This is a genomic window from Nocardioides sp. SYSU D00038 (assembly GCF_016924665.1).
GTDB lineage: Bacteria > Actinomycetota > Actinomycetes > Propionibacteriales > Nocardioidaceae > Nocardioides.
The window spans coordinates 1-26,105 of record NZ_JAFFJT010000038.1; the positions used below are offsets into that span (position 1 = coordinate 1).

27 protein-coding genes are annotated in these 26,105 nt (G+C 73.3%); 16 read left to right on the forward strand and 11 right to left on the reverse strand.

Annotated elements, in window-relative coordinates:
- The 7 genes from JT721_RS20190 to JT721_RS20220 form a co-directional block, all read left to right on the forward strand.
- Positions 1-257 (forward strand): hypothetical protein (locus JT721_RS20190; RefSeq protein ID WP_205475231.1); only part of this gene is annotated, 257 nt, incomplete at its 5' end.
- On the forward strand, positions 254-2,164 hold the full coding sequence (locus tag JT721_RS20195; RefSeq protein ID WP_205475232.1) for an Ig-like domain-containing protein: 1,911 nt from the start codon (positions 254-256) through the stop codon (positions 2,162-2,164). The genes JT721_RS20190 and JT721_RS20195, both read left to right, overlap by 4 nt.
- A gap of 74 nt (positions 2,165-2,238) precedes the next feature.
- Complete coding sequence (locus tag JT721_RS20200) at positions 2,239-2,826, forward strand: TetR/AcrR family transcriptional regulator (protein WP_205475233.1); 588 nt, start codon at positions 2,239-2,241, stop codon at positions 2,824-2,826.
- A gap of 81 nt (positions 2,827-2,907) precedes the next feature.
- Positions 2,908-3,573, forward strand: a complete 666-nt coding sequence (locus JT721_RS20205; protein ID WP_307828174.1) for a biliverdin-producing heme oxygenase — start codon at positions 2,908-2,910, stop codon at positions 3,571-3,573.
- Positions 3,574-3,733: 160 nt separating this feature from the next.
- Positions 3,734-4,159 carry a MerR family transcriptional regulator gene (locus JT721_RS20210; protein WP_205475235.1) on the forward strand — a complete coding sequence of 142 codons (426 nt, stop codon included), beginning with the start codon at positions 3,734-3,736 and terminating at the stop codon, positions 4,157-4,159.
- The gene (locus JT721_RS20215; protein WP_205475236.1) at positions 4,156-5,148 is read left to right on the forward strand and encodes an aldo/keto reductase; all 993 of its coding nucleotides are present in this window, start codon (positions 4,156-4,158) and stop codon (positions 5,146-5,148) included. The genes JT721_RS20210 and JT721_RS20215 overlap by 4 nt, the downstream gene beginning before the upstream one ends.
- A 37-nt stretch (positions 5,149-5,185) precedes the next feature.
- Positions 5,186-6,838 (forward strand): phospho-sugar mutase, encoded by a 1,653-nt coding sequence (locus tag JT721_RS20220; RefSeq protein WP_205475237.1) that lies wholly within the window; start codon positions 5,186-5,188, stop codon positions 6,836-6,838.
- Between the two features lie 19 nt (positions 6,839-6,857).
- On the opposite strand, the gene JT721_RS20225 is transcribed toward JT721_RS20220, so the two are convergent.
- Positions 6,858-7,469: a hypothetical protein gene (locus JT721_RS20225; RefSeq protein WP_205475238.1), complete on the reverse strand. Its 612-nt coding sequence runs from the start codon at positions 7,467-7,469 to the stop codon at positions 6,858-6,860.
- 54 nt (positions 7,470-7,523) lie between these two features.
- Between JT721_RS20225 and deoC the strand changes: the two genes are divergently transcribed.
- Genes deoC through JT721_RS20240 form a run of 3 tightly spaced genes read left to right on the forward strand, consistent with a single transcriptional unit; the run spans position 7,524 to position 10,883 of the window.
- Positions 7,524-8,507, forward strand: coding sequence for a deoxyribose-phosphate aldolase (gene deoC, locus JT721_RS20230; protein ID WP_205475239.1), 984 nt, complete (start codon positions 7,524-7,526; stop codon positions 8,505-8,507).
- Positions 8,508-8,518: 11 nt separating this feature from the next.
- A complete protein-coding gene (locus JT721_RS20235; RefSeq protein WP_205475240.1) occupies positions 8,519-10,009 on the forward strand; it encodes an aldehyde dehydrogenase family protein in 1,491 nt (496 codons plus the stop codon).
- 1 nt (position 10,010) lies between these two features.
- Complete coding sequence (locus JT721_RS20240; RefSeq protein ID WP_205475241.1) at positions 10,011-10,883, forward strand: aldehyde dehydrogenase family protein; 873 nt, start codon at positions 10,011-10,013, stop codon at positions 10,881-10,883.
- Here the strand turns inward: JT721_RS20240 and JT721_RS20245 are convergent.
- On the reverse strand, positions 10,880-11,431 hold the full coding sequence (locus tag JT721_RS20245; protein WP_205475242.1) for a hypothetical protein: 552 nt from the start codon (positions 11,429-11,431) through the stop codon (positions 10,880-10,882). The two genes, JT721_RS20240 and JT721_RS20245, sit on opposite strands and share 4 nt — an antisense overlap.
- A 121-nt stretch (positions 11,432-11,552) precedes the next feature.
- Between JT721_RS20245 and JT721_RS20250 the strand changes: the two genes are divergently transcribed.
- Genes JT721_RS20250 through JT721_RS20270 form a run of 5 tightly spaced genes read left to right on the forward strand, consistent with a single transcriptional unit; the run spans position 11,553 to position 14,512 of the window.
- Positions 11,553-12,113 carry a hypothetical protein gene (locus JT721_RS20250; protein WP_205475243.1) on the forward strand — a complete coding sequence of 187 codons (561 nt, stop codon included), beginning with the start codon at positions 11,553-11,555 and terminating at the stop codon, positions 12,111-12,113.
- Positions 12,110-12,424: a hypothetical protein gene (locus JT721_RS20255; RefSeq protein ID WP_205475244.1), complete on the forward strand. Its 315-nt coding sequence runs from the start codon at positions 12,110-12,112 to the stop codon at positions 12,422-12,424. The genes JT721_RS20250 and JT721_RS20255 overlap by 4 nt, the downstream gene beginning before the upstream one ends.
- 7 nt (positions 12,425-12,431) lie before the next feature.
- A complete protein-coding gene (locus JT721_RS20260) occupies positions 12,432-13,262 on the forward strand; it encodes a hypothetical protein (RefSeq protein WP_205475245.1) in 831 nt (276 codons plus the stop codon).
- A gap of 33 nt (positions 13,263-13,295) precedes the next feature.
- Positions 13,296-13,907, forward strand: coding sequence for an ATP-binding protein (locus JT721_RS20265; RefSeq protein WP_205475246.1), 612 nt, complete (start codon positions 13,296-13,298; stop codon positions 13,905-13,907).
- A complete protein-coding gene (locus JT721_RS20270; RefSeq protein WP_205475247.1) occupies positions 13,904-14,512 on the forward strand; it encodes a hypothetical protein in 609 nt (202 codons plus the stop codon). The genes JT721_RS20265 and JT721_RS20270 overlap by 4 nt, the downstream gene beginning before the upstream one ends.
- A gap of 368 nt (positions 14,513-14,880) precedes the next feature.
- On the opposite strand, the gene JT721_RS20275 is transcribed toward JT721_RS20270, so the two are convergent.
- Positions 14,881-15,993, reverse strand: a complete 1,113-nt coding sequence (locus tag JT721_RS20275; protein WP_205475248.1) for an adenosine deaminase — start codon at positions 15,991-15,993, stop codon at positions 14,881-14,883.
- A gap of 37 nt (positions 15,994-16,030) precedes the next feature.
- Between JT721_RS20275 and JT721_RS20280 the strand changes: the two genes are divergently transcribed.
- Positions 16,031-16,486 (forward strand): MaoC family dehydratase, encoded by a 456-nt coding sequence (locus JT721_RS20280; protein ID WP_205475249.1) that lies wholly within the window; start codon positions 16,031-16,033, stop codon positions 16,484-16,486.
- Positions 16,487-16,509: 23 nt separating this feature from the next.
- Here the strand turns inward: JT721_RS20280 and JT721_RS20285 are convergent, their stop codons facing one another.
- The 8 genes from JT721_RS20285 to JT721_RS20320 all read right to left on the reverse strand — a co-directional run bounded on the left by JT721_RS20285 (position 16,510) and on the right by JT721_RS20320 (position 26,026).
- Complete coding sequence (locus JT721_RS20285) at positions 16,510-17,796, reverse strand: thymidine phosphorylase (protein WP_205475250.1); 1,287 nt, start codon at positions 17,794-17,796, stop codon at positions 16,510-16,512.
- Positions 17,793-18,959 carry a cytochrome P450 gene (locus JT721_RS20290; RefSeq protein ID WP_205475251.1) on the reverse strand — a complete coding sequence of 389 codons (1,167 nt, stop codon included), beginning with the start codon at positions 18,957-18,959 and terminating at the stop codon, positions 17,793-17,795. Before JT721_RS20290 ends, JT721_RS20285 begins: the two co-directional genes overlap by 4 nt.
- Positions 18,931-19,332 (reverse strand): cytidine deaminase, encoded by a 402-nt coding sequence (locus tag JT721_RS20295; protein ID WP_307828176.1) that lies wholly within the window; start codon positions 19,330-19,332, stop codon positions 18,931-18,933. Before JT721_RS20295 ends, JT721_RS20290 begins: the two co-directional genes overlap by 29 nt.
- A gap of 43 nt (positions 19,333-19,375) precedes the next feature.
- The gene (locus JT721_RS20300; RefSeq protein WP_205475252.1) at positions 19,376-20,644 is read right to left on the reverse strand and encodes an ABC transporter permease; all 1,269 of its coding nucleotides are present in this window, start codon (positions 20,642-20,644) and stop codon (positions 19,376-19,378) included.
- Positions 20,641-21,771, reverse strand: a complete 1,131-nt coding sequence (locus JT721_RS20305) for an ABC transporter permease (RefSeq protein ID WP_205475253.1) — start codon at positions 21,769-21,771, stop codon at positions 20,641-20,643. The genes JT721_RS20300 and JT721_RS20305 overlap by 4 nt, the downstream gene beginning before the upstream one ends.
- Entirely contained in the window at positions 21,768-23,318 is a 1,551-nt protein-coding gene (locus JT721_RS20310; RefSeq protein ID WP_205475254.1) for an ABC transporter ATP-binding protein, read from the reverse strand. The genes JT721_RS20305 and JT721_RS20310 overlap by 4 nt, the downstream gene beginning before the upstream one ends.
- A gap of 155 nt (positions 23,319-23,473) precedes the next feature.
- Entirely contained in the window at positions 23,474-24,547 is a 1,074-nt protein-coding gene (locus tag JT721_RS20315) for a BMP family protein (protein WP_205475255.1), read from the reverse strand.
- Between the two features lie 288 nt (positions 24,548-24,835).
- A complete protein-coding gene (locus JT721_RS20320) occupies positions 24,836-26,026 on the reverse strand; it encodes an amidohydrolase (protein ID WP_205475256.1) in 1,191 nt (396 codons plus the stop codon).
- Positions 26,027-26,105 lie beyond the last annotated feature (79 nt).

Sequence of the window (26,105 nt, forward strand, 5' to 3'; positions counted from 1 at the left end):
CGCCCGGCGCAGGCGGCCAGCCGCCGGGCCCGGCGCTGCCGGCCGCACCCGGCGCCGTGCCGCCGGCCGCGGTGCCGGCCGGCGCCCCCTCGACCATCGACCCGCGGCTGCCCGAGGCGCCGCTGGTCTACGCCTCGGCGTCCACGACGCGGGGCGAGGACCCCGGCACCCACGGCGAGTGGGCGGCCGGCGTGGTGCTGCTGCTAGGTGCAGCAGCGCTCTCACTCCTGAGCAGGAGAAGGAAAGGACACGCATGAACAGCACGCCCACGGGGGGCTCCCCCGCGCGCCGCGGCATCGCCCGGCTCACCGCCTCGGTCCTCGCGGCAGCGGGACTCGCCGCCACCGGGACCACCGCGGCCGCCCCGGCGGCCCACGCCGCCGAGGTCCCGGTGACCGGGGCCAGCCTGACCTGGGCCATCAGCGGCTACGCGCAGAAGGGCATCTTCGGCCCGTGGCGGATCAAGGACCTCACCGGTGACGCCGGCCAGCTCTACGGCACCGTCACCGAGCCGCTCCCGGCCGGCGCGTCGTACCAGACCGAGTACGTCGTCGCCCCCGTGCCGGTCACGTCGATGCCGGCCAACGCCGGCACCCAGAAGACGCCCAACGCGGTGAAGTTCACCGCCGGCACCGGCACCCGCGACGACGCGACCGGCGCGGTCGACCTGACCTGGGACGGCAGCTACACGGTCAACGCCTACCCCGCCGTGTACAACGCCCCCGACGAGATCTACAGCGACCCCGAGCTCACGCTCGACGAGGACGGCGACGGCGAGCTGACCATGCACCTCGGCCTCGGCGCGGGTGCCGACATGCAGGGCAACCCCACCCCGGCGCAGGACCTCGGCCGGGTCACCCTGCTGGAGTTCGACGCCGGGTCGGTCGCGGCCACCGGTCTCGGCTCGTTCCGCGCCACCCCCGACTACCAGGGCAGCACCGTCACCATCCCCGAGGGCGGCGCCCCGCAGGCCACGTCCTGCTCGACCGGCGGGGGCGCCACCGGCTGGTGGGGGGCCTGGCCCCAGGCATTCGTCACCGCGATCCCGGCCTTCGTCCGACCGCACTTCTACTCCACCGGCTGCGGCGGCAACCAGGACCTGAAGCCGCCGCTCCCGGTGGACGTGGACCTCGGTCTGGAGCCCGCGGTGAGCGTCTCCGACGACACCCTGCTGCCCGACGGCCAGCACGCCGTCACGGTGACCGGCCGCAACTTCGACCCGGCGCTCGCCACCGGCACCCGGCCGCCGTTCGCCGGCCTCGCCTCGGGGGTCTACGTCGCCTTCGGCCGCTTCTCCGACAACTGGCGCCCCTCGGTCCCCGGCAGCGGGGGTCGCAACCTCGCGCCGACGGAGCACCGCAACGGCGTCTCGGTGATCTGGGCGGTGCCTGCGGCGTCGTTCGCCGCCAGCAACCCGCCGCAGAGCGCCAGCAACCCCAGCTACACCGTGCTCGGCACCGACGGCTCGTTCTCCACCACGGTCCACGTCGACCGGTCGTGGCTGGCGGAAGCCGAGGGCACCTTCGGCATCTACACCTACGCCGGCGGCGGCGCCAACGTCGCGGCGTACGAGACGTTCACGCCGCTCAGCTTCGAGAAGGCCGCCTCGAGCACCAGCCTCGGCGCGCCCGCCCGGGTGTTCGGCCAGGCGGCCACCGCCACCGTCACCGTGGCGGGTGGCGCCGAGGTGTCGGGCGAGGTCCAGCTCAAGCGGGGGGCGAGCGTCGTCGGCTCGGCCCCGCTGGTCGGTGGCACCGCCTCGTTCGCCCTCGGCAGGCTGGGGGTCGGCGACCACCCGCTCACCGCGACCTACGCCGGCACCGGCAACCTCGAGGCCTCCTCGGCCACCACCACGCTCCGCGTGGCCAGGGCCACCACCCGCACCGCGGTCACCGTCGCGAGGCGACCGACCCCGCGACGCGGTGGCAAGGTGCAGGTGGCCCTGACCTCGCCGACCGCCGCACCCGTCACCGGTCGGGTCAAGGTCGTCGTCCGGACCGCGCAGGGCCGGAAGGTCAAGGCGGCGACCAAGGCGCTGGTGCGCGGCACGGCCGGCATCGCGCTGCCCCGGCTGGCCAGGGGCGCCTACCGGGTCGTGGTCACCTACGCGGCGACCGCCGACTTCACCGGCTCGACCAGGAAGGCCACCTTCCGGGTCCGGTGACGCCTCACCGCCAGCCGGCACCGCGGCCCCTCGTCCGGAGGGGCCGCGGTGCGGCGACGGCCTATCCTCGGCGGGTGCCCAGGATCACCGCCGACTCCGTCGAGGCCCACCGCGTGCAGGTGCACCGCCGCGTCTTCGACGCCTTCGCGGCGCTGATGGCCGAGCACAGCTACGAGGCCATCTCGATGGCGCAGATCGCCGCCCGAGCCGGGCTCGGCCGCACGGCGATCTACCACCACTTTCCCGACAAGGAGTCGGTGGTGGTCGCGTTCGCGACCTCCGAGACCGAGCGCTACCTGGCCGATCTCCACGGCCACCTGGCCGCCACCGACGACCCGGTCGAGCGGCTGCGCACCTACCTGCGCCACCAGCTCGACCCCGGCCAGCGGTTCCACATGGGCCTCGGCCCCCAGCTCTACGGCCTCCTGCGCGAGGACTCGCTGCTCCAGATCCGCGAGCACGTGCTGGCCGTCGAGCAGGTGCTCGCCGACGTCCTCTCGGGCGGGCGCGACGCCGGCGCGCTGCGGTTCGACGACGTGCGCGCGGCGATGTCGCTCGTGCACGCCTGCCTCACCGCCCGGGGGGTGCCGCCGGACGCGGTCGAGGAGTTCGTGGTCCGCGCCCTGTCCGCGGAGCGGTACGGTGAGGTTAGGCAAGCCTGACCTTGCTAGGGTTCTTGACAACCCGTCAGCATGTTCCCGACACTGTGTCAGGAACCGCACGTCGCACCGAGAGGCCCACCCGTGACCGTCGTCGAGCAGGCCGCCCTCGAGCAGCCGCTGTCCACCGCGATGCGCACCGGCTCGATGACCGAGCACGAGGCCGCGGAGCACTCCTCGTTCATGTCCGAGCTGCTGGCCGGGCGGGTGGCCGAGGCCGGCTACGCCGCCTACCTCCTCCGGCTGCGGCAGGTCTACGTCGCCCTCGAGGCCGTCGGCCGGGCCCACGCCGACGACCCCGTGGTGGCCGCCGTCCACGACCCGGCGCTGGAGCGGCTGGCCGCCATCGAGGCCGACCTCGAGCACTGGGCGCCGGGTGCCGACCGCGAGGTCGACTCCCCCGCCGCCGACGCCTATCGCGAGCGGGTCGAGGCCAGCGCCGCCTGGGGCGGCCTCTACGCCGCCCACCACTACACCCGCTACCTCGGCGACCTCTCCGGCGGCCAGGCCATCGGCCGGATCCTCGACCGGGAGTTCGACCTCGAGGGGGCCGGGGTCGCGTTCTACGAGTTCGCCGAGATCCCCAAGCCCAAGCCCTACAAGGACGCCTACCGCGCCCGCCTCGACGCCCTCGGCCTCGACGCCACCGCCAAGCAGCGCGTCGTCGACGAGGTCCGGGTCGCCTTCCGCCTCAACCAGGCCCTCTTCGCCGAGCTCGGCGACCAGCTCGACCGGTTCCGCCGCGCCTGACCCCGCCGAGTGGGGGGGGGGGGGGGCCCCCGCCCCCCCCGGACCCCCGGCGGGGGGGGCCCGCGGCCCCCCCCCCCCGGCCGTCGTTACTCGGCACGAGTAACGACGACTCGGCACGGGCGGTTGACCCGGAGCGCACTCCAGGGAGCAGACTGGCGCGGTGAGCACCCCGAGTCCCGGTCTCAGCATCGCCGAGGCCGCCCAGGCCACCGGCCTGTCCGCCGACACGCTGCGCTACTACGAGCGCGACGGCCTGCTGCTCCAGCCGGTCGCCCGGTCCGCCACCGGCCACCGCCGCTACTCCGAGTCCGACCTGCGCTGGATCGAGCTCGTGACCTGCCTGCGCGCCACGGGCATGCCGATCCGCGACGTACGTCGCTACGCCGAGCTGGTCCGTGGCGGCGAGGGCAACGAGACGGCGCGGCTGGCCCTCCTGCACGCCCACAAGCAGCAGGTGCTGGTCGAGCTGGCCGAGGTCACCCGTCACCTGGGTGCCATCGACCGCAAGATCGGGATCTACGAGGACAAGCTCCGGCGGGCGGGTCTTGACCTGGAGCGCGCTCCAACGGCTTCAGTAGGGGCATGACCACCCAGACCCGCACCCTCGGGACCACCTCGCCCCTGACCGTCTCCGCCCTCGGCCTCGGTTGCATGGGCATGTCGGAGTTCTACGGCACCGCCGACGAGCAGACCGGCATCGACACCATCCGGCGCGCGATCGACCTCGGCGCGACGTTCCTCGACACCGCCGACATGTACGGCCCCTTCACCAACGAGCAGCTCGTCGGTCGCGCGATCCGCGGCCGACGCGACGAGGTCCAGCTCGCCACCAAGTTCGGCAACGAGCGCACTCCCGACGGCGGCTGGCTCGGCGTCAACGGCTCCCCCGACTACGTGCGCCGGGCGTGCGACGCCTCGCTGGAGCGCCTGGGGGTGGACCACATCGACCTCTACTACCAGCACCGGGTCGACCGCACGGTCCCCATCGAGGAGACCGTCGGGGCGATGAAGGAGCTCGTCGATGCGGGCAAGGTGCGCCACCTCGGCCTCTCGGAGGCCTCGGCCGAGACCATCCGCCGGGCGCATGCCGTGCACCCCATCACCGCGCTGCAGAGCGAGTACAGCCTGTTCACCCGCGACCTCGACGACGAGGTCCTGCCCACCGTCCGCGAGCTCGGCATCGGCCTGGTGCCCTACTCCCCGCTGGGCCGCGGCATCCTGACCGGTCGTCTCACCCGCGAGAGCCTCGACGCGGGCGACTCGCGCGCCAGCGGCCGCTTCCCGCGGTTCGAGGGCGAGGCGCTCGAGGCCAACCTGGCGCTGGTGGAGCAGGTCGGCCGGCTCGCCGCCGAGCACGGCTGCACCCCCGGCCAGCTCGCGCTGGCCTGGGTGCTCGCCCAAGGCGACGACGTGGTGCCGATCCCCGGCACCAAGCGGGTCGCCTACCTGGAGGAGAACCTCGGCGCCCTCGACGTCCGGCTGACCGCCGACGACCTGGCCGCGCTCGAGGCGGCGGTGCCCCGCGACGCCGTCGTGGGCGAGCGCTACGGCGACATGAGCACCATCGACCGCTGACCCCGGGCCGTCGCGGGGCAGGGACTACGGTGCCGTCATGGACACCGTCGTCGCCGACCTCCTCGACCGCGCCCGCGCCTGGCTGGCCGAGGACCCCGACGAGCAGACGCGCGCCGAGCTCGCCGCCGTCGTGGCGGCGGTGGAGGCCGGCGACGAGCCCGCCCGTGCCGACCTGGCCGACCGGTTCTCGGGGCCCCTGGAGTTCGGCACCGCCGGCCTCCGGGGCGCCCTGGGGGCCGGCCCGAACCGGATGAACCGGGTGGTCGTGGTGCGCGCGGCGGCCGGGCTCGCGGCGTACCTGCGCGAGCAGGGCGCCACCGCCCCGGTCGTGATCGGCTACGACGCCCGCCACAACAGCGACGTGTTCGCGCGCGACACCGCCGAGGTGATGACCGGCGCGGGCTTCAAGGCCTGGCTGATGCCCCGGCCGCTGCCGACCCCGCTGCTGGCGTTCGCGATCCGCGAGCTCGGGTGCTCCGCGGGCGTGATGGTCACCGCCAGCCACAACCCGCCCGAGGACAACGGCTACAAGGTCTACCTCGGCGACGGCAGCCAGATCGTGCCGCCGGCCGACACCGGCATCGCCGACCGGATCGCGGCGGTGGGGGCGCTGGCCGACGTGCCGCGCGGCGCCGGCGGCACCGTGCTCGGCGAGGACGTCGTCGACCGCTACCTCGACACCGTCGCCGGCCTGGCAGCCGACGGCCCCCGCGACCTCTCGCTGGTCTACACGCCGCTGCACGGCGTCGGCGGCACCTCGGTGCTGCAGGTCCTCGAGACCGCGGGGTTCGACGCGCCCCGGGTGGTGAGCCAGCAGGAGGAGCCCGACCCGGAGTTCCCGACCGTCGCGTTCCCCAACCCCGAGGAGCCCGGCGCGATGGACCTCGCGATGGCGCTCGCCGAGGAGAGCGACGCCGACCTCGTGGTCGCCAACGACCCCGACGCCGACCGGTGCGCCGCGGCGGTGCCGACGCGGCAGGGGTGGCGGATGCTGCGCGGCGACGAGGTGGGCGCCCTGCTCGGCCACACGCTGCTCGCGGCCGGCAAGCCCGGCACCTACGCCGCGTCGATCGTCTCCTCCAGCCTGCTCGGCAGGATGGCCGCCGCGGCCGGACGGCAGTACGTCGAGACCCTCACCGGCTTCAAGTGGATCGGCCGGGTCGAGGGCCTGGCCTTCGGCTACGAGGAGGCGCTCGGCTACTGCGTCGACCCCGAGCACGTGCGCGACAAGGACGGCGTCTCGGCGCTGCTCCTGCTGTGCGAGCTGGCCGCGCGGGTCAAGGCGCAGGGCCGCACCCTGCTCGACGTCCTCGACGACATCGCCCGCGAGCACGGCCTGCACGCCACCGACCAGCTCTCGGTGCGGGTCACCGACCTGGCCGAGATCGGCGCCGCGATGGAGCGGCTGCGCACCACCCCGCCCACCTCGCTCGGCGGGCTCGCCGTCGAGCAGGCCGACGACCTCGCGGCCGGCAGCGCCGAGCTGCCGCCCACCGACGGGCTGCGGTACCGGCTCGCGCAGGGCGCCCGCGTCGTCGTGCGCCCGAGCGGCACCGAGCCCAAGCTGAAGTGCTACCTCGAGGTGGTCGTGCCGGTGCCGGCCGATGGACCCGTCGACGACGCCCGGGCGGCCGCGGCCGACCTGCTCGCCGCGGTGCGCGACGACGTCCGCGCCGCCGCGGGGATCTGACCGAGGATCTGGCCGACGCTCAGACGAGCAGCGCGACGACGAGCAGCACCAACGCCGCGGCCAGCAGCGCCAGCTCGAGCCGCGCCGGCTCGGTGCGCACCTCGGCGGCCAGCGCCTCGAGCTCCGGCGAGCCGCGGCGCAGCCCCAGCCGGGTGCGCTCCTCCTGCACCAGCTGGGCGAGCCGGGTCTCCACGTGGTCGGCCACGTCGACGACGTCGCGGCGCGAGGTGGGCTCGTCGGCAGCGGGCAGCGCCCCGGGCACCGGACGGCGGCGCTGGGCCTGCCTGCGGCTGCGGCCGACCCCGGCGTTCGCGATCCGCCGCTCCCCGACGAACACCGCCAGCACCTGCCGCACGACCACCTTGTCGATCGCCGCGAGCGGCACGTGGGTCGTGGTCAGCATGTTGCGCAGCACCAGGGTGTCGCCCTCCACCGAGACCCGCGGCCGGAAGCTCGCGGCCCACACCAGCACGGCCGCCACGAGGGCGCCGGCCACCAGCCAGCGCGGCACCGCGGAGGTGTCGACGGCCCAGGTGACCACCACGGCCGCGCAGAGGCCCAGCCCGAGGACGCCGGTGACCTGGCCGTCGTGCGCCGCGAAGCGCTCGACCCGCTCGGGCTCGGTGGTCACGGCCCCTCCTCGGTGTTTGCGACGTGTCCCCGCCGCAACCCTATGCTGGACGGCATGCCAGCTCCTGCCACCCCTGAGGCACCCGCAGGCTGGGACTTCTCCGACGTCGTCGGGTCGGACTCCTCGCTGCGACGGTTCCTGCACGGCCTGCCCGGTGTCGACCAGGTGGGTGCGGAGGCGCGGGCCGCCCAGCTCGGGACCCGCTCCATCAAGACCACCGCCAAGGCGTTCGCTCTCGACCTGGCGATCCGGATGGTCGACCTCACCACCCTCGAGGGCCAGGACACGCCGGGCAAGGTCCGCGCCCTGGCCGCCAAGGCGATGCGGCCCGACCCGTCCGACCCCACCTGCCCGCCCGCGGCCGCGGTCTGCGTCTACCCCGACATGGTCGCCGACGTGAAGCAGGTGCTCGGCGACAGCGGCGTCAAGGTGGCCTCGGTCGCCACCGCCTTCCCCTCCGGCCGCGCGGCGCTCGACGTCAAGCTCGCCGACACCCGCGACGCCGTGGCGGCGGGTGCCGACGAGATCGACATGGTCATCGACCGGGGCGCGTTCCTGTCCGGTCGCTACCTCCAGGTGTTCGAGGAGATCGTCGCGGTGCGCGAGGCGTGCACCGCCGCCGACGGCCGCGAGGCGCACCTGAAGGTGATCTTCGAGACCGGCGAGCTGCAGACCCTCGACAACGTCCGGCGCGCGTCGTGGCTGGCGATGATGGCCGGCGGCCACTTCATCAAGACCTCCACCGGCAAGGTGCAGCCGGCAGCCACGCTGCCGGTCACGCTGGTGATGCTGGAGGCGGTCCGCGACTTCCGCGAGGCCACCGGCCAGATGGTGGGGGTCAAGCCCGCCGGCGGGATCCGGTCGAGCAAGGACGCCATCAAGTACCTGGTGATGGTCAACGAGGTCGCCGGGGCCGACTGGCTCGACCCCGACTGGTTCCGGTTCGGCGCCTCTACGCTGCTCAACGACCTGCTCATGCAGCGCACCAAGATGACCACGGGCCGCTACTCCGGCCCCGACTACTTCACCCTTGACTGAGGGGCACCCGCATGGCTGACAACTCTCCGCCCTCCGACCGCACGGCCACCCCGCGCACCCCGGTCGGCAGCAACGTCTTTGAGTACGCCCCCGCGCCGGAGTCGCGGTCGGTGGTGGACATCCGCGCGTCGTACGGGCTGTTCGTCGGCGGCGAGTTCGTCGACGGCGGCGGCACGGCGTTCAAGACCATCAACCCCGCCACCGAGGAGGTCCTCGCCGAGGTCGCGGAGGCCGACGAGGCCGACGTCGACGCGGCGGTGCGGGCGGCGCGCCGCGCCTACGAGCGGGTCTGGTCGCGGATGCCGGGCGCCGAGCGCGCCAAGTACCTCTACCGGATCGCGCGGATCATCCAGGAGCGCTCGCGCGAGCTGGCGGTGCTGGAGTCGATCGACAACGGCAAGCCGATCCGCGAGTCGCGCGACGTCGACGTCCCCACCGTGGCCGCGCACTTCTTCTACTACGCCGGGTGGGCCGACAAGCTCGAGCACGCCGGCTACGGCACCACCCCGCTGGGCGTCGCCGGCCAGGTGATCCCGTGGAACTTCCCGCTGCTGATGCTGGCCTGGAAGATCGCGCCGGCCCTGGCGTGCGGCAACACCGTGGTGCTCAAGCCCGCCGAGACCACGCCGCTGACCGCCCTGCTGTTCGCCGAGATCTGCCAGCAGGCCGACCTCCCGCCCGGCGTGGTCAACATCGTCACCGGCGCCGGCGAGACCGGCCGCGCGCTGGTCGCGCACCCCGGCGTCGACAAGGTGGCCTTCACCGGCTCGACCGACGTCGGCCGCGCGATCGCCAAGACGGTCGCAGGCACCGAGAAGAAGGTCACCCTCGAGCTGGGCGGCAAGGCCGCCAACATCGTCTTCGAGGACGCCGCGCTCGACCAGGCGGTCGAGGGCATCGTCAACGGCATCTTCTTCAACCAGGGCCACGTCTGCTGCGCCGGGTCGCGGCTGCTGGTGCAGGAGTCGGTGGCCGAGGAGCTGCTGGCGCGCCTCAAGCGCCGGATGTCGACCCTGCGCGTGGGCGACCCGCTCGACAAGAACACCGACGTCGGCGCGATCAACTCCGCCGAGCAGCTGGCCCGGATCCGCGAGCTCGCCGAGGTCGGCGAGGCCGAGGGCGCCGGCCGCTGGTCGCCGGAGTGCGAGCTCCCGGCCCACGGCTTCTGGTTCGTGCCGACGCTGTTCACCGGCGTCACCCAGGCCCACCGGATCGCCCGCGAGGAGATCTTCGGCCCGGTGCTCTCGGTGCTGACCTTCCGCACCCCGGCCGAGGCCGTCGAGAAGGCGAACAACACCCCCTACGGCCTGTCCGCCGGCGTCTGGACCGAGAAGGGCTCGCGGATCCTCAAGATGGCCAACGAGCTGCGCGCCGGGGTGGTGTGGGCCAACACGTTCAACAAGTTCGACCCCACCAGCCCGTTCGGCGGCTACAAGGAGTCCGGCTACGGCCGGGAGGGCGGGCGCCACGGCCTCGCCTCCTACCTGAAGGGCGGTAGCTGACATGGCTGCGCGCGTCGACGTCCGCAAGACCTACAAGCTCTACATCGGCGGGGCCTTCCCCCGCTCGGAGTCCGGGCACTCCTACGCCGTCGAGGACGCCAAGGGCGGCTTCGTCGCCAACGCCGCGCTCGCCTCGCGCAAGGACGCCCGCGACGCCGTCGTGGCCGCCCGCGCGGCCTTCAAGGGCTGGGCCGGGCGCACGGCGTACAACCGCGCCCAGGTGCTCTACCGGGTCGCCGAGGTGATGGAGGACCGCCGCCCCCAGTTCAGCCTCGCCGTGCAGCAGTCCGAGGGTCTGAACGCCGGTCGCGCCGACAAGGTCGTCGACACCGCGATCGACCGGCTGGTCTGGTACGCCGGCTGGGCCGACAAGATCGCCCAGGTGACCGGCAACGCCAACCCCGTGGCCGGTCCGTTCTTCAACCTCTCCACACCCGAGCCCACCGGCGTGGTGGCGGTGCTCGCCCCGCAGCGGTCGTCGCTGCTCGGGCTGGTCACCACCCTCGCCCCGGTCGTGGTCACCGGCAACACCGTCGTCGTGGTCTCCTCCTACGCCCGACCGCTGCCCGCGGTGACCTTCGCCGAGGTGCTCGCGACGTCCGACGTGCCGGGGGGCGTGGTCAACCTGCTCACCGGCTCCGCGGCCACGGTCGCGCCGTGGCTGGCCTCCCACATGGACGTCAACGCCATCGACCTGGTGGGCGTCGCGGGCGACGCGGCGCTGGCGACCGACCTCGAGGTCGCCGCCGCCGAGAACCTCAAGCGGGTCCGCCGGGCGCCGGCGGCCGAGCCCGACTGGGCCGCGGAGCCCGGCCTCGACACGATGACCGACTTCCTTGAGACCAAGACCGTCTGGCACCCGATCGGGGTCTAGCCGGCCGCCTCGACGTCCCAGCCCCGGGTGGTCGTCACCAACGCCGCCAGCCCCGCCCCGAGCGCGTTCTGGTCGGTCGGCGCGTGCGCGGCGACGCGCAGCTGCACGACCCGGTCGCCGTCGTTGACGTAGTAGAGGGTCGCCACGCCGGTGTCGCCGGCGTAGCGGCTCGAGCACGAGCGGTCGGTGCCGGCCAACGGCTCCGGCTCGGCGACGGTGCCGCCGGCCTCGCGCAGGCCCGTGCAAGCCGCGGCCAGCACGTCGTCGACCGGGTCGACCAGCGCCTCGGAGCGCACGGTGACGCTGCCGTGGTCGGGCGAGACCCGCTCGCAGCGACCGGCGTGCTCGGTCGCGGCCGGCACGCCGGCCCACCCCAGCGCCTCGACCACCGCCTCGCCCACCAGCTCGCGGCAGGTGGCGTCGTCCGGGGTCGACGACGACGGCTCGGCGCCCACCGGGTCGTCGGCGACGTCGTCGCCGCCGCACCCGACGGCGACGACGAGCAGGGTGCCGAGCAGCAGGGCGAGCGGTCCCCGGGACAGACGCATGGGTCGCTCCTTCCCGACTCGGCCAGGGCTGAAACCCCAGCAGGGCAAGGTGTTTCAGGCATCGACGAGACGGGCATGCCTGCCGTCAGGCACCCCTCCACCTACTCGGGAAGGACCGCGGATGGACGCCACCACGGCAGCCCGGCTCGACGAGCTGCGGGCCCGCGACACGACCGGCATCTACGCCGGCGACGGCCCCCTCACCGGCACCGACCCGGAGGGCTCGCTGCGGGTGACCCTCGACCCGACCCACCGGCTGGTCTCGCTGGAGGTGCTGCGCATCGACCGGGTCCGCACGCCCGACGGCCTCGACGCCGCCCTGGCCGGCGCCTGGCGCGACGCGCTGGTCTCCCGGCTGGGCGCCCAGTCCGCGGCCGGCACGGGCGGCGCGCGTCCGGTGCCGACGGCCGAGCCGGTGCGCAGGATCGGCCCCTCCCGCGAGCTGCTCGAGCGCCACCGGATCCGCACCGAGGAGCACCTCTCCGGGCGGCCCCGGCGCCGGCCCGGCCCGGTCACCGGCCGGTCCCGCAACGAGTGCGTCGAGGTCCACCTGCCCCCCGCCTCCTCCCGCGGCCGGGTCGAGGCGCTGCCCGCCTGGCTTGCCCACGCCACCGCCACCCAGGTCTCCGCCGCCGTGGCGGAGGCCTTCGCAGACGCCTACTCCGAGAGGGACGCCCGATGAGCTTCCAGGTCCAGTCCGAGACCCTCCGCACCCACGCGACCGTCTGGGACGGACACGCCGAGGACGCCGCCACCGCAGGCACCACCATCGAGCCCGGCGTCGGCAAGGGCGCCGACTTCGGCTACCTCGCCGGCCTCTACGGCGTCGCCGACCACTACGACACCTGGACCACCGCCATGGCCACGGCCCTCGACGACGCCGAGCGCTGCTTCCGCTACATCGCCGCGGCACTGGTCTCGACCGCCAACCACTACGACGACACCGACGCGACCGTGGCCACCGACATGGCCACGCTCGACGCCATGATCTGAGGCCACCGTGAGCACCATCGACACCTTCGAGCAGCTCCAGGCCCAGGTCGAGGAGGACATGGGCGACTTCGTCGACCAGCTCAACGAGGAGATCCGCCGGATCGCCGGCTTCCTCAGCGACGCGGCCTCCGGCCTCAGCGGGTTCTTCGACGCGATCCTGCCCGGCGACACCGTCGAGCGAGCGATCGAGCGCTGGAACAACGAGATCCACCCCTGGATCCTCGAGACCGCCGCCGAGGTGCAGGAGAACGTGTGGGACGCCGTCGGCGACCTCGCGGGCCGCCCGATGAGCCTCATCGACTACGCCGCCGACTTCTCCTCGGTGAAGGCCACCATCTACCGCGAGGGCGACCTGGCCCAGAAGCTGGTGATCTTCAACCACGACTGGCAGGGCTACGCCGCCGAGAACTACAAGGCGGTCGCCACCACCGAGGACGCCGCGCTGCGCGACCTCAGCCTGGCGATGGACGCCGGGGCCACGCTCACCAGCAACGTCGCCAACCAGATCCTCACCCTGTGGCGGAAGCTGGCCAGGGAGCTCGCGAGCTGGATCGGTGACCTGATCGGCTGCTTCAAGGTCGCCACCGAGGCGGACGCGATCATCTCCTTCGAGATCCCGGCGGCGTTCGAGCTGGCCAAGGCGATCTGGAACAACATCGTCGACATCGCCGACCTGCTCGTGGAGTTCCTCGTCGAGCAGGCGACCACCGCGGCCACCAGCTGGCAGCAGCTCGCCAGCGGCGCCCGGGGCCTGCCCCAGAACAAGTGGCCGATGGTCGAGGAGGCCAACTCCGACGTGATGAACGACCCCGGCAACTGGGAGCCCAAGCCGGCTTAGGCGCTGCCCCGGCCCGGAGGGCAGAATGGGCGGGTGCGAGCTCGCGTGATCGTCCTGGCGGGCCCCTCGGGAGCCGGGAAGTCGCGGCTCGCGGAGCGGGTCGGCCTCCCCGTCCTCCGGCTCGACGACTTCTACAAGGACGGTGACGACCCGAGCCTCCCTCGGATCACCGAGGGCGCGAACGCCGGCCTGGTCGACTGGGACCACCCCGACTCCTGGCTGCCCGACGACGCGATGGCGGCGCTCACCGCGCTGTGCACCGCCGGCGTCGCCTCGGTGCCGCTCTACGAGATCGCCCGCGACGGCCGGCACGGCTGGCACACCCTCGACCTGCTCGGCCAGGACCTCTTCGTCGCCGAGGGCATCTTCGCCCAGCACGTCGTCGCGGCCTGCCGCGAGGCGGGGCTGCTCGCCGCGGCGTACTGCGTGCGCCAGCACCCGGTCGTCACCTTCTGGCGCCGGCTCACCCGCGACCTGCGCGAGCACCGCAAGCCGCCGCTGGTGCTGGTGCGCCGCGGGCTCGCCCTGCTGCGCGACCAGCGCCGGGTGGTCTCCGACGCGGTCGCCCGCGGCTGCGAGCCGGTCTCGCCCGACGAGGCGTACGCCGCGATCGGGCGGCTGCGCCTCGCGGACCGGCAGCCGTGACCTCGTCGGTGCTGGGCAGGGGCCTGCGCCAGCCCGACCAGCGCTCGTGCGGCGCCGCCTGCCTGGTCGCCGCCCGGATGGTGGTCGACCCCGACTACGCCGAGCTGGTCAACGACGGCCGGCACCCGGTCACCGGCCTGACGCTGCCGGGCACTCCCGCCGAGCGGTTCGGCGACGAGACGCTCGCGATGCACCGCCGGGTCACCGGCCTCGTCGACGTCCAGGGGGCGCTGCAGCTGCCGTGGCCGCGCGTCGTCGGCACCCCGCCCTGGGCGGTCGCCCGCCAGCTCTCCGCCACCTCCGGCCCGGGCCTCCCGGCGGTCGACCACGACGTCCACGTCACGCTCGGCGACCTCGGGGGCTGGTACGACCGGGTGCTGGCCGCCGTCACCGACGGCCGCCCGGTGCCGCTCTACGTCGGCGACCGGTGGCTGCCCCGCCACGTCGTCCTGGCCGTCGGCGGCAACCCCCGCGACCTCCGCGTCCACGACCCCGCCCGCGGCGCGGTCGTCGCCGTCCCCCGCCGTTCGTTCGAGACCCGCCGGCTGCCGTTCGGCCGCTGGACCCGCCCGTGGTTCGTGGTGCTCCCCGAGTCCACTGGTTGAGGAACGACGACCAACCGCTGGTCGAGCAGCGAGCGTCGTCGAGACCCGGTGGGCCGAGAACCCTCCCGTTCCCACCGGAGGGCGCTTCGGTGCGGGGTTTCGAGACAGTCGCTAGCGCGACTTCCTCAACCACCGGTGGGTCGCTGGTTGAGGAAGGACGCAGTCCTGTCTCGAAACCCGGTGAGACGAGAACCCTCCCGTTCCCACGGTGGACGACCCAGCCTTCGCCGCAGCGACAACAAGCGCCGGGTCGGCGACACCCGCGCCCCCGTCCGGTGGTTGCGGGAGGGCGGTCGGCCGCCGGGGTTTCGAGACGGTCGCTGGCGCGACTTCCTCAACTACCGGTGGGTGGCGCTGGCGCGACTTCCTCAACCAGCGGCGGCGGCCATGGCGGCGTACGCCGGCTTGATCTGCTCCTGGATCAGCGCGAACCGCTCGTCGAAGGGCAGGAACGCCGACTTCATCGCGTTGACCGTGAACCACTCCAGGTCCTTGAGGCCGTAGCCGAAGGCCTGGGCGAGGTTCCAGAGCTCGTCGGTCATCGAGGTGCGGCTCATCAGGCGGTTGTCGGTGTTGACGGTGACCCGGAACCGGAGCCGCTTGAGCAGGCCGATGGGGTGCTCGGCGATCGAGGCGGCGGCGCCGGTCTGCACGTTCGAGGCGGGGCACATCTCCAGCGGGATCCGCTTGTCGCGCACGTACGCCGCGAGCCGGCCCAGCTCGACGCTGCCGTCGTCGTGGACGGTGACGTCGTCGTTGATCCGGACGCCGTGGCCGAGCCGGTCGGCGCCGCACCACTGGATCGCCTCCCAGATCGACGGGAGCCCGAACGCCTCGCCGGCGTGGATGGTGAAGTGGGAGTTCTCGCGCTGGAGGTACTCGAAGGCGTCGAGGTGGCGGGTCGGAGGGTAGCCGGCCTCGGCGCCGGCGATGTCGAAGCCGGCGACCCCGCGGTCGCGCCAGGCGATCGACAGCTCGGCGATCTCCATCGAGCGCGCCTGGTGGCGCATCGCGGTCAGCAGCTGGCGTACGACGATCCGGCCGCCCGCGGCCGCCATCCCCTCCTCGAAGCCCGCCTGCACCGCGGCGACCACGTCGTCGAGGCTGAGACCCTGCTCGACGTGCTGCTCGGGGGCGTAGCGCACCTCGGCGTAGACGACCCCGTCGGCGGCGAGGTCCTCGACGCACTCGCGGGCGACCCGGGTGATGGCCGGCGCGGTCTGCATCACCGCGACGGTGTGGTCGAAGGTCTCGAGGTAGCGCTCCAGCGAGCCGGAGTCGGCGGCCTCGGCGAACCAGGCGCCGAGCGACTCGGCAGTGTCGGCGGGGAGGCGGTGGCCCACCTCGGCCGCGACGTCGATGATCGTCTGCGGCCGCAGCCCGCCGTCGAGGTGGTCGTGGAGCAGCACCTTGGGGGCCTGCAGCACCTGTTCCCGGGTGAGCGCGGCAGGTGCACTAGGTTCGGTGGCGGCGGTGCTCATGGCCGCCATCCTGTCACCTCGAGGAGGACCCCACACGATGCGCGAGTTCACCACCCTCGACGAGGTCGCCGCGGCCGCGGGCGAGCAGATCGGCACCAGCGACTGGGTCGAGATCACCCAGGAGAGGGTCGACCGGTTCGCGGAGGCCACCGGCGACCACCAGTGGATCCACGTCGACGTCGAGCGGGCCAAGGACGGACCGTTCGGCGGCACCATCGCGCACGGCTACCTCACCCTGTCGCTGGTGCCGTGGCTCGGCAGCATGGTGTTCTCGCTCGACACCGACGGCCCGAAGCTCAACTACGGCGTCAACAAGGTGCGCTTCCCCGCCCCCCTGCTCGTCGGCAAGCGGGTCCGCGCGCACGTCGAGTTCCCCGACGTCGCCGACCTGCCCGCCGGCAAGCAGCTCACGATCCGCTACACCGTCGAGATCGAGGGCGAGCCCAAGCCGGCCTGCGTGGCCGAGACGCTGGTGCTGCTCCTCGAGGGCTGAGCCCGGCCCGTCGACCGTACCGCTCAGCCGATCCGGTCGATCACCAGGTCGCGCGGGCTGTACGCCGTGCCCTCGGGCTCGACGTCGTAGCCGCCCTCGAGCGAGGCGAGCGCCCGGTCGAACCGGTCGGCCTCGTCGGTGAGCAGCGTGAAGAGCGGCTGGCCGGCGGTGACGGCGTCGCCGGGCCGGGCGTGCCAGCGGACCCCGGCCGCGGCCTGCACCGGGTCCTCCTTGCGGGCCCGGCCGGCGCCGAGCCGCCAGGCGGCCATGCCGACCGCCATCGCGTCGAGCCGGGTCAGCACCCCCGACGAGGGTGCCTCGACGACGTGCGACTCCCGGGCCGCCGGCAGGTCGGCGTCGGGGTCGCCGTCCTGCGCACGGATCATCTGCCTCCACACGTCCATCGCCGAGCCGTCGGCCAGCCGGTCGGCCGGGTCGACGTCGTCGCGGCCGGCGCCGGCCAGCATCTCGCGGGCCAGGGCCAGGGTCAGCTCCACGACGTCGGCCGGGCCGCCTCCGGCGAGCACCTCCACCGACTCCTCGACCTCGATGCCGTTGCCGGCGGTCAGGCCCAGCGGGGTGGACATGTCGGTGAGCAGCGCAACCGTGTGCACCCCGGCGTCGGTGCCGAGCGCGACCATGGTCTCGGCCAGCTCGCGGGCCGACGCCTCGTCCTTCATGAACGCACCGGTGCCGACCTTGACGTCGAGCACCAGCGCGCCGGTGCCCTCGGCGATCTTCTTGCTCATGATCGACGAGGCGATCAGCGGGATCGCCTCGACCGTGCCGGTGACGTCGCGCAGGGCGTAGAGCTTCTTGTCCGCCGGGGCCAGGCCGTCGCCGGCCGCGCAGATCACCGCGCCCAGCGACTCCAGCTGGTCGAGGATCTCCTCGTTCGAGAGCCCGGCGCGCCAGCCCGGGATCGCCTCGAGCTTGTCGAGCGTGCCGCCGGTGTGGCCCAGCCCGCGGCCCGAGAGCTGCGGCACCGCGACCCCGCAGGCCGCGACCAGCGGCGCCAGCGGGAGCGTGATCTTGTCGCCCACGCCGCCGGTCGAGTGCTTGTCGGCGGTCGGGCGGCTCAGCCCGGAGAAGTCCATCCGCTCCCCGGAGGCGATCATCGCCCCGGTCCAGCGGGCGATCTCGCGTCGGTCCATCCCGTTGAGCAGGATCGCCATCGCCAGCGCCGACATCTGCTCGTCGGCGACGTCGCCGCGCGTGTAGGCGTCGATCACCCAGTCGATCTGGCTGTCGCTGAGCTCCTGGCCGTCGCGCTTGGCGACGATCACCTCGACGGCGTCGTGCTGCGTCATGATGTCCTCTTCCCTCCGACCTGGACCCTGCGGTAGCCCCGCAGGACGAACGTGCCCCGGCTCTCCGGGTCCCCGGCCAGCGCCAGCGACGGGTGCCGCGCGAAGAGCGCCGACACCGACTCCACCAGCTCCATCCGGGCCAGCGGGGCGCCGAGGCAGAAGTGCACCCCCACGCCGAAGGCGAGGTGGGGGTTGGTGGCCCGGGCGACCTCGAAGTCGTCGGGCCGCTCGAAGACGGCCGGGTCGCGGTTGGCCGCACCCAGCAGCGCGCAGACCTGCTCGCCCTCCCGCACGGTGACGTCGCCGAACTCGACGTCCGCGGTGGCGGTCCGGACGAAGAGCTGGAGCGCGGAGTCGAAGCGCAGCATCTCCTCGACCGTGAGCGCGACGTCGTCGGCCGGGCGCAGGCCGCGCTGGAGCATCGCGACCAGGCCGTTGCCGAACACGTTGACCGACGCCTCGTGGCCGGCGTTGAGCAGCAGCACCACCGCCGCCACGACCTCGTCCTCCGACAGCTCGGTGGCGACCAGGTCGGTGATCAGGTCGGCCTGCGGGGTGGCGCGCCGGGCGGCCACCAGCTCGCGGACCAGCCCGGCGAACTGCTCGGCCGCCGCGATCGCGGCGGCCTCGACCTGGGGCGTGGTGCCGACCTCGTACATCCGCACGATCGCCTGCGACCAGTCCCGCAGGTCGGAGGCGTACGACGCCGGCACCCCCAGCAGCTCGGCGATCACCAGCACCGGCAGCGGTTCGGCGTAGTCGGCGATCACGTCGAAGGAGGCCGGGTCGACCTCGTCAAGCAGCCCGGCGGCCAGCTCACGCACCCGGGGCCGCAGCCGCTCCACGTGACCGCGGGCGAAGGCGCCGGCGACCGGACGCCGCAGCCGGGTGTGCTCGGGCGGCTCGTTCTCCATCATCTGGTTGCGGTGGAGCAGGTTGAACGGCTCGAAGCGGTCCTCGGGCTGCTTGTCGCGCCACAGCCGGCCGAGCCGCCGGTCGCGCTGCACGGCGCCGACGGTCGCGTGGGCGAACGTGAGGTACTGGCCCAGCCCGTCGTGCCAGGCGACCGGGTGGCGCGCCCGCTCGTCGGCGAGGAAGGGGTAGGGGTCGGCGACGACGTCGGGCGAGAACAGGTCAAGAGAGGTCGTCGGGACCGAACGCATCCGGCAGCACCTCGTCCATGGTCTTGACGCCCGACACGGTCCACAGCGACAGCTCGCGTCCGCCGTTCTCGAACAGCAGCTGGCGGCAGCGCCCGCACGGCATGATCACCTCGCGGTCGCCGTTGACGCACACGAAGTGGGTGAGTCGGCCGCCGCCGGTGATGTGCAGCTGGCTGACCAGCCCGCACTCCGCGCACAGCGCGACGCCGTAGGCGGCGTTCTCGACGTTGCAGCCCACCACGACGCGGCCGTCGTCGACCCGGGCGGCGGCGCCGACCCGGAACCGCGAGTACGGCGCGTAGGCGTGGGTCATCGCCTCCTCGGCCGCGTCCTTGAGCGCGGCCCAGTCGACGGTGCCGTCGGATGCGGGCACCCCGGATGTGGACGCACCCGTCCCCTGGTCGTCGGCGGCCACGCTAACCAGCACTCCCCTTGCGGTAGATCTGTCCGTCCGCCGCCGGCATGCGTAGTCGTTGGGAGGCGAACGCGAGCACCAGCAGGGTGATCACGTAGGGCGCCATGCTCGTGAACTGCTCCGGCACCTCGTCGACGACGAAGTAGACGACGCCGACCAGCACGCCCACGCCGGCGGTCACGACGGCCGCGGTGCGGGCGCCCTTGCGGAACTGCCAGACCGCGGCGACCAGGGCCAGCACGGCGACGGCGAGCAGCAGCGCCAGCACCGAGCTGCTGCCCTGGCGGAGCCCGGCGGTCTCGGTGTAGCCGAACAGCCCCGACCCGGCGAGCAGCCCGCTGGGCCGCCAGTTGCCGAAGATCATCGCGGCGAGGCCGATGTAGCCGCGGCCGCCGGTCTGGCCGTCGCGGTAGTTGCTGGCCGCGACCATCGCCAGGAAGCCACCGGCCAGGCCGGCGAGGCCACCCGAGACGAGCACGGCGACGAACTTGTAGCGCATCACGTTGACGCCGAGCGACTCCGCCGCGGCCGGGCTCTCGCCGCACGAGCGCAGCCGCAGGCCGAACGACGTGCGCCAGAGCAGCCACCAGGTCAGCACCAGCAGGAGCACCGCCACCACGACCAGCGAGGAGAGGTTGGTGCACAGCGCGCGCAGCACGGCCGCGACCTCGGAGACCAGGAAGATGTCCTTGCCCTCGAGGTCGCCGAGGGCGTCGCTGAGCGGCTCGATCGTGAGCGCCTGCACGTCGGGGATCTTGGGCGACTGGGTGGTGCCGCCGCCCTCGAGGCCGGTGAAGGTCAGCGCGGCGAGGTACTGCACCGCGCCGAGCGCGATGATGTTGATCGCGACGCCGGAGATGATGTGGTCGACGCCGAAGATCACGGTGGCCACGGCGTGCAGGAGCCCGCCGAGCATGCCCATGAGCACGGCTCCGGCGACCCCGGCCCACGCGCCGTAGTGGAAGCCGAAGTAGCCCGCTCCCCAGGTGCCGAGGATCATCATGCCCTCGAGGCCGATGTTGACGATGCCGGCCCGCTCCGACCAGAGGCCGCCGAGGCCGGCCAGCAGGATCGGCACGGTGGCGATCAGCGTGGCGCCCATGGTGCCCGACGAGGTCAGGTCGTTGGCGCCGGTGATGACCTCGAGGAGCGACATCGCGGCGAGCAGCACCAGGAAGCCGACCAGCACCCAGCGCAGCCGGATCCGGCGGCGGGGGGCCGGCGCGGCGACGTCGGGGGTGATCCCCGTGGCGGCGGCGGGGATGCTCATGCCTTGACCTCCTCGGCCTCGCCGGACGGGCCGGACGTGGGGGGCGGGGTCGGCGCCGAGGGCGCCAGCGCCCGGGCGACCCGCTGCTGCTCGAGGCGGACGGCGTAGCGCCGGATCAGCTCGTAGCTGATCACCACCGTCAGCACGATCACGCCCTGGGTGATGGCGACGATGTCGGGCGAGACGCCGACCAGGATCTGCAGCGGGTTGGACTGCTCGTCGAGGAACGCGAAGAGCAGCGCGCCGAGCGCGATGCCGACCGGGTGGTTGCGGCCGAGCAACGCGATCGCGATTCCGGCGAAGCCCAGCCCGGACTGGAACGTCGAGCCGTAGGAGAACTGGCTGCCGAAGAGGATCGGCAGACCGACCAGGCCGGCGACCGCGCCGGAGAGGCACATGGTGGCCAGCACCATCTTGTTGACGTTGATGCCGTTGGCGACCGCGGCGGTCGTGGACCGGCCGGTGGCGCGCAGGTCGAACCCGAACCGGGTGCGGTTCAGCACGAACCAGAACAGGAACCCGGCCGCGGCGGCGATGAACACGAAGCCGTAGACCTCGCCGGGGCCGTCGCCGATGGAGAAGCCGCCGATCCGGCTGCCCTCGGGCACCGGCTTGGTGTTGACGGCGTTGCTGCCCTCGGCGTCGACCGCGGCCTTGCGGAGCAGGTAGGCGACCAGGCTGGTGGCGATGAAGTTCAGCATGATGGTCGAGATGACCTCGCTGACGCCGCGGCTGGCGCGCAGCAGGCCGGCGATGCCGGCCCAGACCGCACCCACGGCCATGGCGGCCAGGATCGCCAGCGCGGTGTTGAGGTAGCCCGGCAGCCACGCCTCGCCGGCCACCACGGCGGCGGTGAACGCCGCGACGCGGTACTGGCCGTCGACGCCGATGTTGAACAGGTTCATCCGGAACCCGATCGCCACCGCCAGCGCCGAGAGGTACAGCACCGTGGCGTTGTTGATGATGTTGGTCAGGTTGCGGCTCTCGGGCCAGGACAGGATCTCGCCCCACACCTCGCCCGCGGGGTCCCCCGCGACGATCAGCACCAGGCTGGTGATGGCGAACGCCGCCACCAGCGCGAGCCCGGCGGCCAGGATGCCCAGGCCGAGGGTGACGAGGCGGGTCATGCCGACTCCCCTGCCCCGGTCATCGCCGAGCCGAGCTGCTCCGGCGTCACGGCGCCGGGGTCGAAGGTGCCGACCAACCGACCCCGCAGGATCACCTCGATGGTGTCGGAGAGGCCGATCAGCTCGTCGAGGTCGGCGGAGATGAGGAGCACCGCGAGTCCCTCCTTGCGGGCGTTCTTGATGTGCTGCCAGATGGCCGCCTGGGCGCCGACGTCGACACCGCGGGTGGGGTGGGCCGCGATCAGCAGCACCGGGTCGCCGCTCATCTCGCGGCCGACGATCAGCTTCTGCTGGTTGCCGCCGGAGAGCGCCCGGGCCAGGACGTCGGGGCCGGGCGTGCGGACGTCGTACTCCTCGATGATCCGGAGCGTGTCGTCGCGCGCGCCCCTGCGGTCGATCAGGCCGTGCCTGGAGCTCGGCGCCCGGCCCTGGTGGCCGAGCACCCGGTTCTCCCACAGCGGCGCGTCGAGCAGCAGCCCGTGGCGGTGACGGTCCTCGGGGATGTAGCCGATGCCACTCTCGCGGCGGGCCCGGTTGGACAGGGGGCCGAGGTCGGTGCCGGCCAGGGTGATCGTGCCGGTGGTGCCGGGGCGCATGCCCATGACCGCCTCGACGAGCTCGGCCTGGCCGTTGCCCTCGACGCCGGCGATGCCGAGCACCTCGCCGCGGTGGATGTCGAAGCTGATGTCGTCGAGCAGCGGGCGGCCGCCGGGGGCCGGCAGGCTCAGGTTGCGCACCGAGAGCAGCACCTGGTCGGTGACGGTGGAGGCCTCGGTGGACGGCGACGGCAGCTGCGAGCCGACCATCAGCTCGGCCAGCTTGCGGGCGGTCACGCCCTCGGTGTCGGTGACGGTCGTGACCGTGGTGCCGCGCCGGATCACGGTGATCTCGTCGGCGACCGTGAGCACCTCGTCGAGCTTGTGGGAGATGAAGATGACGCTGAGGCCCTCCTCCTTGAGCTCGCGCAGGTTGCCGAACAGCTCGTCGACCTCCTGGGGCACCAGGACGGCGGTGGGCTCGTCGAGGATGATCACGTTCGCGCCGCGGTAGAGGACCTTGAGGACCTCCACGCGCTGCCGGGCACCCACGCCCAGCTCCTCGACCAGGCGGTCGGGGTCGATGTCGAGGCCGTAGGCCTCAGAGATCCGGGTGATCTCCGCGCGCGCCCTGCCGCCGATCCCGTGCAGCTTCTCGGCGCCGAGCACGACGTTCTCGAGGACCGTGAGGTTGTCGGCCAGCATGAAGTGCTGGAAGACCATCCCCACGCCGGCCCGGATCGCGTCGGCGGGCGAGGAGAGCGTGACCTCGGTGCCGTTGATCTCGATGGTGCCGGAGTCGGGCGGCTGCACGCCGTAGAGGATCTTCATCAGCGTCGACTTGCCGGCACCGTTCTCGCCGACGATGGCGTGGATGGTGCCGCGCCGCACGTCGATGTTGATGTCGTCGTTGGCGATCACGCCGGGGAAGCGCTTCCCGATCCCGCGGAGCCGGACCGAGACCGGAGCGGTGCCCGGCGTGGCCGGGGTCGGTGCGGTGGTGGTGGACACGGGGGTCGGGCCTCCTTGGCTGTGGGCTGCTCGAACGCTACCGCCGGGCCGTCGCGCCGGACAGGAGGGCGGGCAGGGACGGCCTGGCAAGGGAACGGGGCTGCGGGCCCGCGCTGGCGCGCGCCCGCAGCCCCGGTCGGGTGCTGCTCAGTGGATCACGGAGCGGTCGGGACCTCGATCTCGCCGTCGATGATCTGCTGCTTGAACTCGTCGAGGTCACCGGTGATGTCGTCGACGAAGCCACCGCTGGTGGAGTAGCCCACACCGTCGACCGACAGGTCGTAGGTGGTGACGCCGGCCGGGAACTCCTCGCCGCCGCTGTCGGCGATCGACTTGAGGTACTCGTAGACCGCGACGTTGACGTTCTTGAGCATCGACGTGAGGATGACGTCCTTCACCGCCGGGTCGGCGGTGTTGTACTGGTCGGAGTCGACGCCGATGGCCTTCGCGCCGGCCTCGGACGCGGCCTCGAAGACGCCGCCACCCGAGCCGCCCGCGGCGTGGTAGACGATGTCGGCGCCGGCGTCGTACATGCCCTGCGCAGCCGTCTTGCCCTTGGCGGGGTCGGCGAAGCCGGAGAAGTCGGGCACCTGGGTGAGGTACTTGACGTCGACCTTGATGTCGGGGTTGACCGCCTGGGCGCCCGCGACGTAGCCGGCCTCGAACTTCTGGATCAGCGGCGTCTCGACACCGCCGACGAAGCCGACGTGGCCGGCCTCGGACTTGAGCGCGGCCGCGGCGCCGACCAGGAACGAGCCCTGCTCCTCGGCGAAGACCAGGCTGGCGACGTTGGGCTCGGCCTCGAGGCTGGCGTCGTCGATGATCGCGAAGTGGACCTCGGGGTACTCCTTGGCGACCTTGCCGACCGACGCGGCGTAGGCGAAGCCCACCGCGATGATCGGGTCGTAGCCGGCGTCGGCGAAGGTGCGCAGCCGCTCCTCGCGGGCGGTCTCGGCCTCGCCGTCCTCGGCCTCGGACTCCTGGGGCTCCATGCCGAACTCCTCGACCGCCTGGTCGAGGCCCTTGGCCGCGGAGTCGTTGAAGGACTGGTCGCCGCGACCGCCGACGTCGTAGGCCATGCCGACCTTGATGTCGGAGCTGGGCGCGTCGCCGCCCCCGGTGCTCGGGTCGTCGGCGTCGCCGTTGTCGCTGTCACCGCCGCACGCCGTCGCGGCCAGGGACAGGATCCCGGCCGTGAGCAGTGCTGCGAGCTTTCTGCTGCGTCGCAAGACGCCTCCTAGATTGTCGTGCTGTGGTGCGCCGCGGGATCGGGCGTCGAGACACTGCTGACCCTAGGGCCTGGAGAGGCCAGGGCGACGACGCGGACGTTCCCGTGACGAACTTGTGATCTTGCTGGTGATCTGGCTGTGATCGTGCTGCGAGGTGCGGCCCGCCCGGTCGGGAGTCCGCACAGTCAACCCCGAGGTGCCGGACTACGTCCATGGGCGAAATGCGCCATCTCGGCACCGGGGTTTTCGGCAGACTTGTCGCCGCGCGCCGGTGGTGGCGGACGACGCTCAGGCGGGGTCGGCCGCCAGCGAGCGCACCGCGCTCTCGGCCAGCAGCCGGGCACCGATGCCGATCGCGCGCTCGTCGACGCGCAGGTTCCCCTGGTGGAGGTCGTACGTCGGGCCGCCCGGCGTGCGGGTGCCGAGCCGCATCATCGCGCCGGGCACCTTCTCGAGGTACCAGCCGAAGTCCTCGCCGCCCAGGCTCTGCGGCGCGATCACCTGGCCGTCGTCGCCGAGCACCGCCCGGACCGCGTCGGCGAGCAGGCTGTGGCTGACCGGCTCGTTGACCACCGGCGGCACGCCGCGCTGGTAGTCGATCCGGGCGGTCACCCCGTAGGGCCGCACCAGCTCGTCGACGACCTCGCGGACCACCCGCTCGCAGTCGGACCAGGCCACCGCGTCGAGGATGCGGACGGTGCCGGAGACCAGGCCGTGGTCGGGGATGACGTTGGCGGCCGAGCCGGCGCGGAGCAGGCCCCAGACCACGCTGATCCCGGCGCGCGGATCCATCCGGCGGCTGAGCACGGCGGGCAGCTCGGTGGTGACCTTGGCCAGCGCGAAGGTGAGGTCGCCGGTCAGGTGCGGTCGCGAGGTGTGGCCCCCGGGGCCCTCGAGCCGGACCTCGACCCGGTCGGCCGCGCTGGTGAGCGGGCCCAGCCGGAGCCCGACCTGGCCGACGTCGACGCCGGGGTCGCAGTGGAGGGCGAAGACCCGCTCGACGCCGTCGAGCTTGCCCAGCGCCATCAGGTGCATCGCCCCTCCGGGCATGACCTCCTCGGCCGGCTGGAAGACCAACCGGATCCGACCGTCGAGGCCCTTGCGGTGGTGCACCTCGGCGAGGGCCAGCGCGGCCCCGAGCAGGGCGGTGGTGTGGACGTCGTGCCCGCAGGCGTGGGCCACGTGGGGGACGGTGCTGCGCCACGGGTCGTCGGTGAGGTCCTGCACCGGCAGCGCGTCCATGTCGGCGCGCAGGGCGACGGTGCGGGGGCCGGAGCCGAGGTCGGCGACGACGCCGGTGCCCTCGACGTGCTGGAGCTCCCAGCCGGCCTGCACCAGCTGCTCGGTGACCAGGCGGCTGGTGCGGGTCTCGGACCAGGAGAGCTCGGGATGGGCGTGCAGGTCGCGGCGCAGGGCGACCAGCTCGGCGTCGTACTTCTCGACGACGTCGGCGATCAGGGCCGTGACATCCGCGGGCATCAGGTGTCGGAATCTACCGGGCGGGGTGGGGGGCGCCGACCCCCGGACCCCGTCGTCCCCGGGTCCGGCGAGGGGTGCC